The organism is Antarcticirhabdus aurantiaca (genome assembly GCF_009765365.1).
Classification (GTDB): Bacteria; Pseudomonadota; Alphaproteobacteria; order Rhizobiales; family Rhizobiaceae; genus Antarcticirhabdus; species Antarcticirhabdus aurantiaca.
The window spans coordinates 120,978-135,851 of sequence record NZ_VTOM01000015.1 but is presented as its reverse complement, the minus strand read 5'-3'; the positions used below and the strand labels follow the sequence as shown (position 1 = coordinate 135,851).

The following is a 14,874-nucleotide window of genomic DNA, read 5'->3' as shown; positions in this document are numbered from 1 at the left end:
CACGTCGATCGAGTCTGTTTTATGGGTTCCAGAGTCATTTCCACTGACGCCTCAAGGCACCTAAGCGCGGTTGGCGGAGAACCAGAGGCAGAGGTCGGTGAGGAAGCAGGATTCGCAGCGGGGGCGGCGGCCGAGGCAGACGGCCTTGCCGAACTGGATCAGCCAGAAGTGGCCGTCGGTCTGCGCCCAGACGGGCGCGCGGGCGGCGAGGCCGTCGGCCGTGCCGTCGGCGCTCGCCGAGCGGGTGAGGCCGATGCGGTTGGAGACGCGGTGGACGTGGGTGTCGACGGCGATCACGTCGGCGTCGAAGGTGAAGCTCATGACGATGTCGGCGCATTTGCGCCCCACGCCCGGCAGGCTCATCAGCCCCTCGCGCGTCTGGGGCACCACGCCGCCGTGCTCGTCGAGCAGCGCCTGCGCCATGCGCTTCAGGTTGCGCGCCTTGGTGTTGTAGAGGCCGCAAGGCTTGATCGCCCGCGCGATCTCGTCCTCGGGCAAGGCGAGAAGAGCCTGCGGGGTCTTGGCGAGGGCGAAGAGCGCGTCCGCCGCCTTGGCCGTGTTGCGGTCGAGGCTCTGGGCCGACAGGATGCAGGAGACGACGGAGCGGAACGGGTCGCGGTGGTCCTTGGGCCCCTTGGCACCGGGGGCGCGTCCCGGCATATGCGCCTTCAAGCGGCGGAACGCTTCCTCCACCTCGTCCGGGGGAAGAAGGCCCTCGGCTTCTGCGCCCACGCGCGCCCCCGGCTTGCGGGTCCTGGCGGAAGCGGCGGGGCGGGGGGTGGACATGGACGCTGACCTTCGAACGGTGATCCGCGTCGAGATAGGGCGGGTGCCTGCCGCCGCGATGCGGCAGGGCGTCCCGGTGCCCGCTTCGGCCGTGTTCTCAGTCCCGGGCGAGGAGGCCGGCTTCCCAGCCGAGCATGGCGCGCTTGCGCGTCACGCCCCAGTGGTAGCCGGTGAGCGCGCCGCCGCTTCCGAGCACGCGGTGGCAGGGCACGACGAAGGAGATCGGGTTCCGGCCGATCGCCGCGCCCACCGCCCGCGCCGCCTTGGGACAGCCGATCTTCTCGGCGAGCGTCCCGTAGGTCGATGCGGTGCCGAGCGGGATCTTCAGAAGCGCTTCCCAGACGCGGATCTCGAAGTCGGTTCCGATGAGGACGATGCGCAGCCGGTCGGCCCCGTTCCAGGCCTCCGGCGAGAAGACGCGGGCTGCGAGGCGCGCGGTGCGTTCGGCCGATTGCGGCACGAAGGCCGCCTGCGGCCAGCGCCGGCGCATGTCGGCCATGGCCGCCTCGTCGCCGCCTTCGCCCGCGTCGCAGAAGCCGACGCCGGCGAGGCCCTTGTCGGCCGAAACGAGGACCGCCCGGCCGAAGGGCGTGTCGGCGAAGCCGTAGGCGAGGATCGCTCCCTCGCCCTTGGCCTTGAAGATGCCGGGGGAGAGCGCCTCGTGCTTGACGAACAGGTCGTGAAGGCGGGAGGGACCGGAGAAGCCGACCTCGAAGGCGGCGTCGAGGAGCGAGGCGCCCTCGCCGAGGATGCGCCGCGCATGGTCGAGGGTGATCGCCTGGAGGAAGGCCTTCGGCGTCAGGCCCGACCAGCGGCGGAACACCCGCTCAAGCGCCGGCCCTTCGAGGCCGATCGCGCCCGCCACGTCCTCGAGCGAGGGCTGGTCGCGATAGTTGACGGAGATCATCTCGATCGCGCGGCGCACGATCTCGTAGTCGCCGACCGGTGCGGCGAGGGGAACGGGAGCGTTGGTCATGGCTGGGGAGAGAGGGGCCGGCGCCGGGGCGCTGCGGTCGAAGTCCAACAGGTCGAGCATGGTCGCGGTTCTCCTTCGCCGCAGACGATGCGCCCGTCGGGGGCACTCTCGCCACCCGTTTTTCGCGAAAACGCGCGCTCAGCGGCCGCGGGCGGTGGAGAGCGCCTTCGACAGGGCGCTGGCGAAGCTTTCCCGATCGTCCGGATTGAGAAAGCCGCCGACCTCCGTCGCCTGGCCGCGCGCGGTGACGGCCATGCGGGTGATGCCGATCTCCTCGTGGCGCGACACGGCCAGCCGCGCGTAGAAGGGATTGTAGTTCGCCTCGCGCACCCGGCCCTCGGGCGAGATCTTGCGGATCGAGACGTCGGTGCGCGACACCTCGACCTCCTCGCGCGCCCGGCCCGAGCGATAGCTCGCGCGAAAGGCGAGCCAGACGAGAAGAACGTCGAGCCCGAAGAAGCCGAAGACCGGCCATGCGCCCTTGGCCAGGAAGGCGACGCCCGAAACGAGGCTGACGATGCCCAGAAGCACCATCATGATCGTGAAGCCGCGCCGCCCGAGCGATCGATAGGGCACGAGCAGCGCGCGAAAGATCGGCGCCTCCGCGCGGGACGCGTCGTCGTCTTCGCCGCGGCCGGCGGGCGGGGGAACTGGCTGCTCCATATCCGTTATTCCTCGACGCCGGACCGGTGCGGCTCCAGAAGGGTTTGGAACGGTTCACATAGCGCGGCAGAAGCGGGGCATAAGCATGACGGAGACGGCGAAGGGCACAAGGCCGCGCGGCGCGGCAAAGCGTAGCGGCGGCGCTGCGGAAGCGGGGAAGCCGAAGGCGGGCGCGGCGGCCCCGAAGCCCGCGAAGGGTGTAAAAGGCGCGAAGGCGGCCGGCGTGAAGCGCGCGGTCGAGACCAAGGCGGCGAGCGGGGCGGCACCGATTCCGTATTCGCCGGAGGAGGTGGCGGAGATCTTCCGGCGCTTCGCCGTGCAGCGCCCGTCGCCGACGACGGAGCTGGAGCACACCAACCTCTACACCCTCCTCGTCGCGGTGGTGATGTCGGCCCAGATGACCGACACCGGCGTCAACCGCGCGACGCGGGGCCTGTTTCCCCGCGCCAGCGACCCGGCCGCGATGGTGGCGCTCGGCGAGGACGCGATCCGCGAGGCGATCCGCACCATCACCTTCGCCAACGCCAAGTCGAAGAACGTCTTCCGCCTGTCGCAGATCCTCGTCGAGCGCTACGGCGGCAAGGTTCCGGACACGCGCGAAGCGCTGGAAGCGCTGCCGGGCGTCGGGCGCAAGACCGCCAACGTCATCCTCAACACCGGCTTCGGCAAGGACACCCTGGCCGTCGACACCCACATCTTCCGGCTCGGCAACCGCTTGAAGCTCGCGCCGGGCAAGACGCCGGAGGAGGTGGAAGAGGGCTTCCTGAAGATCATCCCGGAGGGGTTCCTGAAGAACGCCCACCACTGGATCCTTCTTCACGGCCGCTACGTCTGCAAGGCGCGGAAGCCCGATTGCGGGATCTGCGTCATCGCGGACCTGTGCCGGGCCGACGAGAAGTGGAACGACGTGCCGGCGCCGCTGAAGGAGCTGCCCGTCAGCGGCCCGGGTCTCCAAGGCGTGCCGCAGGACCGGGTGGCGGGCTGAGCCGTGTCAGGCCGCCTTCCCGAGCCGAGACGCGCTGGTGGAGATGCACCATGAAGCTCGCGGCGAAGAGCGGCGTCAGGAGGTTGAGGATCGGAACGGCCAGAAAGCACGCCACCACGAGGCCGGCGAAGAACACGGTGCCCCGGTAGCGTCGCCGCAGCACTTGCGCTTCCGGCTCCGGCCGATAGCGATAGGCGGCGAACTCGAAATATTCGCGCCCGAGAAGATAGCCGTTGACGGCGAAGAATGCGACGAAGTTGACGCCCGGCACCAGAAGCAGCGCGAAGGCGAAGAGGTTGCCGAGAACCACGATGCCGAGGAACTTCACCGACAGGAGAAGGCTCTTGAGGAAGGGCAGGGGAACGCCCGTCGGCTGGCCGGGATAGCGCTCGCGCTCGACGACCTCCGCGACGTCGTCGAGGAAGAGGCCGGCGATCAGCGCCGAGATCGGCGCGATCAGGAAAGCGAGAAGAAAGGCGAGAAGAATGCCGGCCGCGACGGAGGCGAAGGGGCCGGCATTGTCGACCCAGGCCGGCATGTCCGGCACGAAGCCGGCGAAGAACGGGATCGCGACGCGCTCGAACAGCGCCGAGATCGCGAACCAGAGGCCGACGAGAACGAGGGCGGTCAGCCCCAGCACCTTCCACAGCGCCGAGCGGAAGGGCGGGGAGACGACGTCGAGAAGGGCGAGCCGGGCGGAGCTGAGGATCATGGAACCCGAGGTAGGGCGCGCGGTCGCTTGCCGCAATGCGGTATTGGCACTAGGGCTGGCGAGTCCGGCCCCGACACAAGGCGCATGATGGCCCAGAGCTTCGACCTCCTGACGATCGGCAACGCCATCGTCGACATCCTGTCCCGCACCGACGACCGCTTCCTGAGCGATCACGGCATTGACAAGAGCGCGATGACGCTGATCGATGCCGAGCGGGCTGAAGCGCTCTACGCCGCCATGGGGCCGGCGATCGAGGCCTCCGGCGGCAGCGCGGGCAACACGGTGGCCGGCGTTGTGAGCCTCGGGGGAACGGGCGCCTATATCGGCAAGGTCGCGGACGATGCTCTCGGCGCGATCTTCACCCACGACATCCGGGCGCTCGGAGTGCATTTCGAGACGGTGCCGCTGCCGGCCGGCGGCCCGCCGACCGCGCGCTCGATGATCCTCGTCACGCCCGACGGCGAGCGCTCGATGAACACGCATCTGGGCGCCTGCGTCGAGCTCGGCCCCGAGGACATCGACGCCGAGACCGTCTCGGCCGCCCGCGTCACCTATTTCGAGGGCTATCTCTGGGATCCGCCCCGCGCCAAGGAGGCGATCCGCCTCGCCGCCAGGATCGCCCACGAGGCGGGGCGCGAGGTCGCGATGACGCTGTCGGACGCCTTCTGCGTCCTGCGCTGGCGGGACGAGTTCCTGGAGCTCATCCGCTCCGGCACGGTGGACATCGTCTTCGCCAACGAGGCCGAGCTCCTGGCGCTCTACGAGAAGAACGACTTCGACGCCGCCGCATCGCGGCTCGCTGCCGACGTGAAGCGCTTCGCCTGCATCACCCGCTCGGAAAAGGGCTGCGTCATCGCGGACGGCGACGAGCGCGTCGTCGTGCCCGCCACGCTCGTTCCCGAGGTGGTCGACACGACGGGCGCGGGCGACCTCTTCGCCAGCGGCTTCCTGCGCGGCTACACCGCCGGGCTCGACCATCGCCAGAGCGCGCAGCTCGGCGTCATCGCCGCCGGGCGCGTCATCGCCCAGCTCGGGCCCCGGCCCCTCGAGCGCCTCGCCGACCGGCCCGAGGTGCGCGCCATCCTGAACCGTTGAGGAAAGGTCGCATGCGCGAGCTCTTCATCGCCAACAAGAACTATTCCTCCTGGTCGCTGCGGCCCTGGGTGCTGATGCGGATGCTGGACATCCCCTTCACCGAGCGGCTGTTCTCCTTCGGGACCGACAATCACGAGCGCTTCCGCGCCTTCTCGCCTTCGGCCAAGATGCCGACGCTGAAGGACGGAGAGACCACGGTCTGGGACTCGCTCGCCATCGCCGAATACCTCGCCGAGGAGGTTCCCGCCGCCTGGCCGGCCGATCGCGAAGCGCGCGCCTTCGCGCGCTCGGCCGCGGCCGAGATGCATTCCGGCTTCGCCGTGCTGCGCGACGTCTGCACGATGAACTGCGGCGTTCGCGTCTCGCTGACGAACGTGCCGGACAGCCTCGGGCGCGACGTGGCGCGCGTGGCCGAGATCTGGAGCGACGGCCTGTCGCGCTTCGGCGGACCGTTCATCGCCGGCCGGACCTTCACGGCCGTCGACGCGATGTTCGCGCCCGTCGCCTTCCGGGTCCAGACCTACGGCCTCGCTCTGCCGGAACGGCCGGCGATGTACGTCGCCCGCATCCTCGATCTCGGCCCCATGCGCGAATGGTACGCCGATGCCCTCGCCGAACCCTTCCGGGACCAGCCGCACGAGGCGGAGCTGACGCGCTTCGGCCGGGTGACGGCCGATCTGCGGACGGCCTGACGGACGCCGTCGACGCCTGCACCCTTTCGGCGAAAAACTGCCCGTTCCCGGTGTTGGGGGCGAGCTTAATCATTCGCAGCTAGAGGCAAAGCATGGAAGCCATGCCTCCGACCTCGTCCGATTCCGGTCGCCGGACCCGAGCGCTCGACGCCCTCGGGCTCCTCGACGCGGACGCCGAGCGCGAGTTCGTCGTCCTGACCGAACTCGCCAAGCGCAGCTTCGGCGTCGGGATCGCCATGTACTCGCTGATGGACGCCCATCGCCAGTGGGTGAAGGCGAGCTGCGGCCTGGCGATCACGGACCTGCCGCTCGAACAGTCCTTCTGCGCCCATGTCCTGGCGGCCGACGACCTCCTCGTCGTGGAGGACCTTGCCGCCCATCCGGTCTTCGCCTCAAGCGTTTTCGTCACGGGCGCGCCGCATGTCCGCTTCTATGCCGGCGTTCCGCTCCACGCGCGGGCGCTGTTTGTCGGCCCGTCACCGGTCGCCATCGGCACGCTCTGCCTCCTCGACCACAGGCCGCACCGCTTCGGCGACGAGGACCGGGCCGCGCTCAAGGACATCGCCCGCATCGCCGAGGCGCTGATCGACGCGCGCGCCAGCGCCATGCAGGCCGAGCTCCTCGCCGAGGAGCGGCGGCACGCGCTGCGTCAGCTGCAGCGCGAGCAGCGCCAGTTCCGGCAGGCGGAGCGCATGGGCAACATGGGCTCCTGGCGCGTTTCGGCGCAGGAGGGGATCACCCACTGGTCGGAAGGGGTCTACGCCATCCACGAACTGCCCGCGGGCGAGCTGCCGGACATCGACGCGGCGCTGGGTCACTACCCGCCGGAGGACCGCGTCCTCGTCGAGGCGGCGGTGGCACGGGCCCTCGACGCGGGCGAGCCCTTCGACATCGAGATCGACTTCGTCACCGCCAAGGGCAACCGGCGGCGCGTGCGCAGCCTCGGCGAGCCGGAAGGCAACCCGGAAGCCGGCGACCACTCGATCATCGGCGTGTTCCAGGACGTCACGGCGCGCCACGGGCTGGAACAATCGCTGCGCCGCGTGGCGAGCACCGACGACCTGACGCAGATCCCGAACCGCGCCGCCTGCAACCGCGCCCTCGACGAGGCGATGCGCCGGGCGCGCGCGGCGGGCTCGCCGCTGGCGCTTCTCCTGATCGACCTCGACGGCTTCAAGTCGGTCAACGACCGCTGCGGCCATCTGGTCGGCGACGATCTCCTGCGCAGCGTCGGGGCGCGGCTCAAGGCGCCCTACCTGTCCGGCTGCTTCGTCGCGCGGCTCGGCGGCGACGAGTTCGTCGTCGTCGCCTCGACGCCGGAGGACTGCGGAAATCTCGACGCGCTGGTCGAGCAGCTCCTGGCGGACCTGCGCCACACCGTCACCCACGGCGAGCAGACGATCGCCGTGTCCGGCACCGTCGGCATCGCCTGGCTCGACGAGTCGGTGACGGACCGCAGCGAGCTGATGCGCCGGGCCGACACGGCGCTCTACGCGGCCAAGGCCGGCGGTCGCGGCGCGGCGCGGACCTACGGCGCCGACAGCTCGGCTCAGGCCGGCTGACCGAGCCGCCCCTCGGCCGACGCGCGCAACGCGATGGCTTCCGCGAGGTGGGCGGCGCGCACGGCGCCTCCGCCCTCGAGGTCGGCGAGCGTTCGCGCGACCTTCAGGATGCGATGATAGGCGCGGGCCGAGAAGCGCGCCTTTTCCGCGGCCTCGGCCAGGAGGCGCTGGCCCGCGGCGTCGGGACGGGCGAGGCTTTCGACCTGGGTGGGCGAGAGGTGGGCGTTGGCCGTATCCGGCGGCAGGCCCAGCGCCGCGTGCCGTTCGGCCTGAAGCGCGCGGGCGGCTACGACGCGCGCCCGGACGCTCGCCGAATCCTCCGCCGCGCCGGGCCGGATGAGGTCGGCCGCGGTCACGGCCGGCACGTCGACGCGCAGGTCGATCCGGTCGAGAAAGGGACCCGACACGCGCGCCTGGTAGTCGCTCGCGCAGCGGGGCCCGCGCGCGCAGGCCTGACCCGGCTCGCCCGCCATGCCGCAGCGACAGGGGTTCATCGCCGCGACGAGCTGGAAGCGGGCGGGGTAGGTGACGCGATGGTTGGCGCGGGCGATGACGCTCGTTCCCGCCTCCAGCGGCTGGCGCAGCGAATCGAGGACGGCCGGCGCGAACTCCGGCAGTTCGTCGAGGAACAGGACGCCGCGATGGCTGAGCGAGACCTCGCCCGGCCGCGCCCGCGCGCCCCGCCCACCATCGCCGCCATGGAGGCGGAATGGTGCGGCGCCCGAAACGGGCGCCGATCGGTGAGCTTGCCGCCGGCGAGCGTGCCCGCGATCGAGGCGATGATCGAGACGTCCAGGAGCTCGCGCGGCGAGAGCGCGGGCAGGATCGAGGGCAGGCGGCTCGCCAGCATCGACTTGCCCGATCCCGGCGGGCCGACCATCAGGAGGTTGTGCGATCCCGCCGCGGCGATCTCCAGCGCCCGGCGTGCCGAGGCCTGCCCGCGGATCTCCGCCATGTCGGGCAGCGTGCCGTCCGCTTCGCGGATCGCCGGCTCGGGGCGCGACAGGACCTGCGTGCCGCGGAAGTGGTTGGCGATCTGGATCAGCGAGCGCGGCGCGAGGATGTCCAGATCCTTGCCCGCCCAGGCCGCCTCCGGGCCACAGGCGGCGGGGCAGATCAGGCCGAGCCCGTCGGAGCCCGCCGCCATCGCCGCGGGCAGGACGCCCGCGACGGGCGCGATGGTCCCGTCGAGCGACAATTCGCCGAGGACGCAGAAGCCGGCGAGCGCGTCCGGCGGCACGGCGCCGAGCGCCGCCATCAGCCCGAGCGCGATCGGCAGGTCGTAGTGCGACCCTTCCTTGGGGAGATCCGCGGGGGCGAGGTTCACCGTCACGCGCTTGGGGGGCATCGACAGGCCCGAGGCGTGGAGCGCGGCCTGGACGCGCTCGCGGCTTTCCGTCACCGCCTTGTCGGCGAGCCCGACGATGTTGATGCCCATCTTGCCCGGCGCGATCATCACCTGGACGTCGACCGGCACGGCCTCGACGCCCTGGAATGCCACCGTTCTGACCCGTGCGACCATACGCGACCCGCCGCCCCTCGCGCGGCGACCACTCGTGCCATGCACGTTCCGCGCGTGAAAACGCTATCTCAAGGCGAGCCGCCGAACAAGAACGAGGCGCGAACGAAAAAGGGGCGGAACGCTCCGCCCCTTCCTTCGCCTTTTCCCGTGTCCGCTCAGTAGCGGTCGTAGCCTCCGCCGCCGCGGCGCGGGCGGTAGTCGTCGTCGTAGCCCTCGTCGATGTCGCGCAGGCGGGCGTCGAGGTCGCGGTTGAACTCCTGCCGGGCGCGGCGATGGACGTCTTCGCGCGCCCAGTCGCCGCGGCGCGGGCGGTCCCAGTCGTCGCGGTCGCGGCGGCGCGGCGGACCGTCGAAATCGCGGTCGAACCGGTCGCGGTCGCGATAGAACGGCCGGTCGCGGTAGTTGCGGTCCCAATAGCTGCCGATCGAGAAGGAGATCGTCGGCGCGCGCACGATCTCCACGACGCGCGGGCCCGTGTAGCGGCGGCTGTCGCGGACATAGGCGAGGTAGTTCGACGACATCCAGCCGCGATAGCCGCGATAGCCGACGTCGCACCAGGCGCGGTTGGACAGGCAGCCGAAGATCCGCACGTCGTCTCCGGCGGGCACCACGTCCACCGCGGGATAGGCGGTGGAGGGGCCGGCGCGAAGGTTGACGTTGGTGGTGGCGATGGCCGTCGCGGCGTTCGCCGCGGCGGGCAGGGCGAGTGTCGCCGCGGCGGCGGCGAGGATGGAAAGCAGCGTCTTGCGCATGGGCCACGTCCTCTTGGAAGCCGATATGTCCCGGCTCCGGTGACGCGCAGTAGAGCCGATGGTTCCCGAACGGATTCGGAATGCCGCGTTCATCCGCCGTTCAGCTGGATCAGCCCCGCCGCGTCTCGATCGCATCCCAGACGAGCGCCGCGATGTCGGCGCCGCCGAAGCGCTTGACCTCGCGAATGCCCGTCGGCGAGGTCACGTTGATCTCGGTGAGATAGTCGCCGATCACGTCGATGCCGACGAAGATCAGGCCGCGTTCCTTGAGATACGGCCCGATGCGCTCGCAGATCTCGCGCTCGCGGGCCGTCAGCTCGGTCGCCTCGGCCCGCCCGCCGACATGCATGTTGGAGCGGGCATCCGTGTCGGACGGCACGCGGTTGATCGCGCCGGCATATTCGCCGTCGACGAGGATGATGCGCTTGTCGCCCTTGCGCACGTCCTTGAGGTAGCGCTGCACCACGAAGGGCTCGCGGAACAGGAGCGCGAAGGTTTCCAGGAAGGCCGACATGTTGCGGTCCTCCTTGGTGATGTGGAAGACGCCGGCTCCGCCGTTGCCGTAGAGCGGCTTCATGACGATCTCGCCGAACTCGGCGCGGAACGCCGCCACCTCGCGCGGGTCCTTGGTGATCAGCGTGTCCGGCATGAGGTCCGGGAACTCGGTGACGAAGATCTTCTCGGGGGCGTTCCGCACCGCCGCCGGGTCGTTGACGACGAGGGTCTTGGGGTGGATGCGCTCCAGGAGGTGCGTCGAGGTGATGTAGTTCATGTCGAAGGGCGGGTCCTGGCGCAGCAGCACCACGTCCATGGTCGACAGGTCGACCCGCTCCTGGGGCCCGAGCGTGAAGTGCCGGCCCTGCTCCTCGGTCAGCTCCATCGTCTCGACCCAGGCGGTCACGCGGTTGTCGCGCAGCGACAGGCGCTCGGGCGTGTAGTGGAACAGCGTGTGACCGCGCGCCTGCGCTTCCAGGCAGAGCGCGAAGGTCGAGTCGCCCTTGATGGTGATGGTCGAGACATGGTCCATCTGGACCGCGACGTTGAGGCTCATGGGAAGCGCTCCGGGAGGGAAATCTCGCCCCGCCGTGCCATGCCGGGGCGTCCCTGTCCACTCACCGCCCGCGCCAGGCATCCACCACGTGGATCGGCCAGCGCCGGGGAAGAACGGCGACGATGTCGAAGCGGAGCGACAGGCGGGCGTGATCGGGCCGGCGGCGGAGCCAAGCGTCGGCGGCGGATTCGATGCGCGCCTGCGCGGCCGGGCCGACGGCCTCCATGGCCTGTTCGAGGGTCGGGCGCGCCTTGACCTCGACGATGGCGATCGTGTCGCCGCGGCGTGCGACGATGTCGATCTCGCCGCCCTTGGTGCGGAAGCGCCGGGCGAGGATGCGGTAGCCCTTGAGGCGCAAGGACAGCGCCGCCCACCATTCGCCTCGTTCGCCGCGGTCCAGATGCCGGCGCCTGGCCGCCGGGTCGGTCGCGGCGGGGCGCCTCATCTCACGCTTCGCCCTTCAGGCTCAGCGCGCGGGCGTAAAGGTCGCGGCGGGGCAGGCCGGTGAGGCGGGCGGCTTCCTGCGCGGCCTTGGCGGGCTTCATCTCGGCGAGCAGCCCCTTCAGGATCGCGTCGGCATCGGCCTCGGAGGCCGCCTCCTCCTGCGGGGGCGGGCCGACGCAGACGACGATTTCGCCGCGCACGTTCTCCTCGGCCGCGAAGCGCGCGGCGAGCTCGGGAAGCGTGCCCCGATAGATCGTCTCATAGGCCTTGGTCAGCTCGCGGCAGACGGCGGCCGGCCGGTTCCCGAAGACGGCCGCCATGTCCGACAGGCTCTCGGCGATGCGGTGCGGCGCCTCGAAGAAGAGGAGCGTGCCGGGCACGCGGAGAAGCGCCTGAAGCCGCGTGCGGCGGGCGGCCTCCTTCTGCGGCGGAAAGCCGGCGAAGAAGAAGCTGTCGGAGGGCAGCCCCGAGGCGAGGAGCGCGGCGAGCGGGGCCGAGGCGCCGGGGACGGGCACGACGGCGATGCCGCGCGCGGCCGCTTCCCGCCCGAGCCGGAAGCCGGGATCGGAGACGAGCGGGGTGCCGGCGTCGGAGACGAGCGCGACGGAGCGGCCGGCCTCCAGCTCGGCGAGGAGCGCCTCGGTCGCGGCCTCGCCGGAATGCTCGTGATAGGCCCCGTAGCGGCGCCGGATGCCGTATCTGGCGAGGAGCTTGGCGGTCACCCGCGTGTCCTCGCAATAAAGCCGGTCGGCGGCGGCGATGACTTCGAGGGCGCGCAGCGTGACGTCGGACAGGTTCCCGATCGGGGTCGCGACGAGGTAGAGGCCGGGCGCGGGCTTCACGGCCGAGAAGGTCGCGGTGCGGATGGTGAAGCGGGCGCCTGCCTCCTCGCCCGGTGTGTCGTCGGCCTCCTCCATCGCCGGGTCCTCAGGCGAGGTCGGCGACGACGGCGTCGAGGACGAGCATTCCGGCCGGCGTCGCGCGGATGCGCCCCGGCCCGACGCGCTCGACCATGCCGTGGGCGGTGAGGTCCGCCTCGACGTCCGCGTCGATGCTCCGGCCCGACAGGCGGCTCCAGCGGGCGACGTCGATGCCTTCGGTCAGCCGCAGGCCCATCAGCATCAGCTCGTCGGCCTCTTCCTCGCGCGACAGCAACTCGTCCTCGACCGAGCCGCGGTCCCAGGACTCGACCATCTTCAGCCAGGTCTCGGGCAGCTTCTCGTTGGCCACCGCCCGCCGGCCGCCGTCGCGCGAGGGCAGGCGGCCGTGCGCGCCGGGGCCGATGCCGGCATAGTAGCCGTAGCGCCAATAGGTGAGGTTGTGGCGCGACTCGGCACCGGGCACCGCGTGGTTCGAGACCTCGTAGGCCGGCAGGCCGCGGGCCCGCGTCAGCTGCTGCGTCGCCTCGTAGAGGTCGGCGGAGAGCTCGCCGTCCGGCACCTTCAGCTTGCCGGCCTTGCGCAGGGCGAAGAAGGGCGTGCCCTCCTCGATGGTCAGCTGGTAGAGCGAGAGGTGGTCGGCGGCCAGATCGATGGCGCGCGACAGCTCCGCCTCCCAGGCTTCGACGCTCTGGTTCGGCCGGGCATAGATCAGGTCGAAGGACAGGCGCGGGAAGATCTCGCGGGCGAGGCCGATCGCGTGAAGCGCGGTATCGACGTCGTGGAGGCGGCCGAGAAGGCGCAGGTCCGGGTCGTTCAGCGCCTGGACGCCGAGCGAGACGCGGTTGACGCCGGCCGCGCGGTAGCCGCGGAAGCGATCCGCCTCGACGCTGGAGGGGTTCGCCTCCAGCGTCACTTCCGCGTTCTCCGTCACCGTCCAGTTGGCGGACACCGCGTCGAGGAGGCGGGCGACGGTAGCCGGCTCCATCAGCGAGGGCGTGCCGCCGCCGAGAAAGATCGAGGTGACGGTGAAGCCCGCCGTGTCCCGCGCGCTCTCGGCGATCTCGCGCTCGAAGGCGGCGGCGAAGCGGGCCTGGTCGACCGGCGCGCGCCGGACATGGCTGTTGAAGTCGCAATAAGGGCATTTGGCCGCGCAGAACGGCCAGTGGAGGTAGACGCCGAAGCCGGGGTCGCTCGGCACGGGCGGGAAGGACAGGACCGAACCGGCGGCGCCGCGCTCCGGCGCGAGAAGGCTCATGAAGCGCCGAGAACGTCGTTGGCGAAGATCTGGAAGGCTCGGGCGCGGTGCGAGCGCGCATCCGACTGGCCGGGCTTCCAGGCGTGCTTCTCGGCCGACATCATCTCGCCGAAGGTGCGGGTCGATCCCTGGGGGAGGAAGATCGGGTCGTAGCCGAAGCCGAGCGTTCCGACCGGCGGCCAGACGACGGTGCCCTCGACCTCGCCGCGATAGAAGCGGGTTTCGCCGCCCGGAAGGGCGAGGCAGAGGACGGCGACGAAGCGCGCGGTGCGCTGGTCCGGCGCGGTGGCGCCGGCCGCCTGCAGCTCGTCCTCGACGCGCTTCATGGCGCGGGCGAAGTCGCGCGGCTCGCCGGCCCAGCGAGCGGTGTAGATGCCGGGATCGCCGTTCAGCGCGTCGACCACCAGTCCGGAATCGTCCGACAGCGAGGGCAGGCCCGAAGCTTCCATGGCGGCGAGCGCCTTGATCGCGGCGTTTTCCTCGAAGGTCGTGCCGGTCTCCTCGGGGTCGATCAGGCCCTTGGCCTTGGCCGAGGTGACGTTGAAGCCGAAGGGCGCGAGGAGCTCCTCGATCTCCCAGATCTTGCCCTCGTTGTGGCTGGCGACGAGGAGCGGGACCGACTTGTCGAGGCGGAGCGTCACGCGGCGGCCTCGCTCAGCACCCGCTTCTGATGCTCGACCAGCTCGCCGATGCCCTTCTTGGCCAGCGCCATCAGCGCCAGGAGCTCGTCCTGGCTGAAGGGCGCGCCTTCCGCCGTGCCCTGGATCTCGACGATCCCGCCAGAGCCCGTCATCACGAAGTTCGCGTCGGTCTCCGCGGCGGAGTCCTCGACATAGTCGAGATCGAGAACGGGCGTGCCGTTATGGATGCCGCAGGAGATCGCCGCGACGTGGTCGCGGATCACCTTGCGGCGGTCGATCATGCCGCGCCCTTCCATCCAGGCGAGGCAGTCGGCGAGCGCCACGAAGCCGCCGGTGATCGCCGCCGTGCGGGTGCCGCCGTCGGCCTGGACGACGTCGCAGTCGACGGTGATCTGCCGCTCGCCGAGCGCCTGGAGGTCGATGACGGCGCGCAGGGAACGCCCGACGAGGCGCTGGATCTCCTGGGTGCGGCCGGACTGCTTGCCGCTCGCCGCCTCGCGGCGCATGCGCTCGTGCGTGGCGCGCGGCAGCATGCCGTATTCGGCCGTGACCCAGCCCTTGCCCGAGCCCTTCAGCCAGCCGGGCACGCGCTCTTCGAGCGAGGCCGTGCACAGGACATGGGTATCGCCGAACTTGACGAGGCACGAGCCCTCCGCATGGCGGGATACGCCGCGGGTGAGGGACACCTCGCGCATGGCGTCGCTCGGGCGCTTGGATGGGCGCATGAAGGATCGGGCTCCGGATCGATGGCTTGAACCGGCTTCTAGCCGCGGCACCGCGCACGCGCAAAGGAATTGTGCCGGCGGCGATCGGACGCTTGGCGCAAATGCTTGCGCTTCCTATAGTTTGCGTCAGAA

General features: G+C 70.9%; 16 protein-coding genes and 1 pseudogene. 4 read left to right on the top strand and 13 right to left on the bottom strand.

Annotated elements, in window-relative coordinates:
- Positions 1–60: 60 nt before the first annotated feature.
- From FZN60_RS18095 to FZN60_RS18085, 3 genes are all read right to left on the bottom strand, one after another.
- Positions 61–786, bottom strand: a complete 726-nt coding sequence (locus tag FZN60_RS18095; RefSeq protein ID WP_158874894.1) for an endonuclease III domain-containing protein — start codon at positions 784–786, stop codon at positions 61–63.
- A gap of 97 nt (positions 787–883) precedes the next feature.
- Positions 884–1,762, bottom strand: coding sequence for a methylated-DNA--[protein]-cysteine S-methyltransferase (locus tag FZN60_RS18090; protein WP_158874935.1), 879 nt, complete (start codon positions 1,760–1,762; stop codon positions 884–886).
- 138 nt (positions 1,763–1,900) lie between these two features.
- Positions 1,901–2,425 (bottom strand): DUF2244 domain-containing protein, encoded by a 525-nt coding sequence (locus FZN60_RS18085; RefSeq protein WP_158874893.1) that lies wholly within the window; start codon positions 2,423–2,425, stop codon positions 1,901–1,903.
- 223 nt (positions 2,426–2,648) lie between these two features.
- Here FZN60_RS18085 and nth point away from each other — a divergent pair, with 223 nt between their 5' ends.
- Positions 2,649–3,410: an endonuclease III gene (nth, locus tag FZN60_RS18080; RefSeq protein WP_246726931.1), complete on the top strand. Its 762-nt coding sequence runs from the start codon at positions 2,649–2,651 to the stop codon at positions 3,408–3,410.
- Here nth and FZN60_RS18075 read toward each other — a convergent pair.
- On the bottom strand, positions 3,361–4,122 hold the full coding sequence (locus FZN60_RS18075; RefSeq protein ID WP_158874891.1) for a sulfate transporter family protein: 762 nt from the start codon (positions 4,120–4,122) through the stop codon (positions 3,361–3,363). The two genes, nth and FZN60_RS18075, sit on opposite strands and share 50 nt — an antisense overlap.
- A gap of 87 nt (positions 4,123–4,209) precedes the next feature.
- On the opposite strand from FZN60_RS18075, the gene FZN60_RS18070 reads away from it, so the two are divergent.
- The 3 genes from FZN60_RS18070 (at position 4,210) to FZN60_RS18060 (ending at position 7,471) form a co-directional block, all read left to right on the top strand.
- Complete coding sequence (locus FZN60_RS18070) at positions 4,210–5,217, top strand: adenosine kinase (protein ID WP_158874934.1); 1,008 nt, start codon at positions 4,210–4,212, stop codon at positions 5,215–5,217.
- Between the two features lie 11 nt (positions 5,218–5,228).
- Entirely contained in the window at positions 5,229–5,909 is a 681-nt protein-coding gene (locus tag FZN60_RS18065) for a glutathione S-transferase (RefSeq protein ID WP_158874890.1), read from the top strand.
- A gap of 92 nt (positions 5,910–6,001) precedes the next feature.
- Positions 6,002–7,471, top strand: coding sequence for a diguanylate cyclase domain-containing protein (locus FZN60_RS18060; protein ID WP_158874889.1), 1,470 nt, complete (start codon positions 6,002–6,004; stop codon positions 7,469–7,471).
- On the opposite strand, the gene FZN60_RS28965 is transcribed toward FZN60_RS18060, so the two are convergent.
- The 9 genes and pseudogenes from FZN60_RS28965 to rph form a co-directional block, all read right to left on the bottom strand.
- Positions 7,459–7,827, bottom strand: a complete 369-nt coding sequence (locus FZN60_RS28965) for a magnesium chelatase subunit ChlI family protein (protein WP_246726948.1) — start codon at positions 7,825–7,827, stop codon at positions 7,459–7,461. The two genes, FZN60_RS18060 and FZN60_RS28965, sit on opposite strands and share 13 nt — an antisense overlap.
- A 45-nt stretch (positions 7,828–7,872) precedes the next feature.
- A pseudogene (locus FZN60_RS18055) lies at positions 7,873–8,909 on the bottom strand (YifB family Mg chelatase-like AAA ATPase); the annotation flags it as partial.
- Between the two features lie 239 nt (positions 8,910–9,148).
- Positions 9,149–9,745 carry an SH3 domain-containing protein gene (locus FZN60_RS18050; protein ID WP_158874888.1) on the bottom strand — a complete coding sequence of 199 codons (597 nt, stop codon included), beginning with the start codon at positions 9,743–9,745 and terminating at the stop codon, positions 9,149–9,151.
- A gap of 109 nt (positions 9,746–9,854) precedes the next feature.
- Positions 9,855–10,796 carry a glutathione synthase gene (gene gshB, locus FZN60_RS18045; protein WP_158874887.1) on the bottom strand — a complete coding sequence of 314 codons (942 nt, stop codon included), beginning with the start codon at positions 10,794–10,796 and terminating at the stop codon, positions 9,855–9,857.
- A 61-nt stretch (positions 10,797–10,857) separates the two neighbouring features.
- Positions 10,858–11,241, bottom strand: coding sequence for a YraN family protein (locus tag FZN60_RS18040; protein ID WP_158874886.1), 384 nt, complete (start codon positions 11,239–11,241; stop codon positions 10,858–10,860).
- Position 11,242: 1 nt separating this feature from the next.
- Positions 11,243–12,157: a 16S rRNA (cytidine(1402)-2'-O)-methyltransferase gene (gene rsmI / locus FZN60_RS18035; RefSeq protein WP_158874885.1), complete on the bottom strand. Its 915-nt coding sequence runs from the start codon at positions 12,155–12,157 to the stop codon at positions 11,243–11,245.
- 10 nt (positions 12,158–12,167) lie between these two features.
- On the bottom strand, positions 12,168–13,376 hold the full coding sequence (gene hemW / locus FZN60_RS18030; RefSeq protein ID WP_158874884.1) for a radical SAM family heme chaperone HemW: 1,209 nt from the start codon (positions 13,374–13,376) through the stop codon (positions 12,168–12,170).
- Positions 13,373–14,017, bottom strand: a complete 645-nt coding sequence (gene rdgB, locus FZN60_RS18025) for an RdgB/HAM1 family non-canonical purine NTP pyrophosphatase (RefSeq protein ID WP_158874883.1) — start codon at positions 14,015–14,017, stop codon at positions 13,373–13,375. Before rdgB ends, hemW begins: the two co-directional genes overlap by 4 nt.
- Entirely contained in the window at positions 14,014–14,742 is a 729-nt protein-coding gene (gene rph / locus FZN60_RS18020) for a ribonuclease PH (protein ID WP_158874882.1), read from the bottom strand. Before rph ends, rdgB begins: the two co-directional genes overlap by 4 nt.
- Positions 14,743–14,874 lie beyond the last annotated feature (132 nt).

Bases quoted from the DNA above. Each gene is read 5' to 3' on its own strand.
- FZN60_RS18095 (WP_158874894.1), bottom strand. From the start codon at position 786: ATGTCCACCCCCCGCCCCGCCGCTTCCGCCAGGACCCGCAAGCCGGGG.
- FZN60_RS18090 (WP_158874935.1), bottom strand. From the start codon at position 1,762: ATGACCAACGCTCCCGTTCCCCTCGCCGCACCGGTCGGCGACTACGAG.
- FZN60_RS18085 (WP_158874893.1), bottom strand. From the start codon at position 2,425: ATGGAGCAGCCAGTTCCCCCGCCCGCCGGCCGCGGCGAAGACGACGAC.
- FZN60_RS18075 (WP_158874891.1), bottom strand. From the start codon at position 4,122: ATGATCCTCAGCTCCGCCCGGCTCGCCCTTCTCGACGTCGTCTCCCCG.
- FZN60_RS18070 (WP_158874934.1), top strand. From the start codon at position 4,210: ATGGCCCAGAGCTTCGACCTCCTGACGATCGGCAACGCCATCGTCGAC.
- FZN60_RS18065 (WP_158874890.1), top strand. From the start codon at position 5,229: ATGCGCGAGCTCTTCATCGCCAACAAGAACTATTCCTCCTGGTCGCTG.
- FZN60_RS18060 (WP_158874889.1), top strand. From the start codon at position 6,002: ATGGAAGCCATGCCTCCGACCTCGTCCGATTCCGGTCGCCGGACCCGA.
- FZN60_RS18050 (WP_158874888.1), bottom strand. From the start codon at position 9,745: ATGCGCAAGACGCTGCTTTCCATCCTCGCCGCCGCCGCGGCGACACTC.
- gshB (WP_158874887.1), bottom strand. From the start codon at position 10,796: ATGAGCCTCAACGTCGCGGTCCAGATGGACCATGTCTCGACCATCACC.
- FZN60_RS18040 (WP_158874886.1), bottom strand. From the start codon at position 11,241: ATGAGGCGCCCCGCCGCGACCGACCCGGCGGCCAGGCGCCGGCATCTG.
- rsmI (WP_158874885.1), bottom strand. From the start codon at position 12,157: ATGGAGGAGGCCGACGACACACCGGGCGAGGAGGCAGGCGCCCGCTTC.
- hemW (WP_158874884.1), bottom strand. From the start codon at position 13,376: ATGAGCCTTCTCGCGCCGGAGCGCGGCGCCGCCGGTTCGGTCCTGTCC.
- rph (WP_158874882.1), bottom strand. From the start codon at position 14,742: ATGCGCCCATCCAAGCGCCCGAGCGACGCCATGCGCGAGGTGTCCCTC.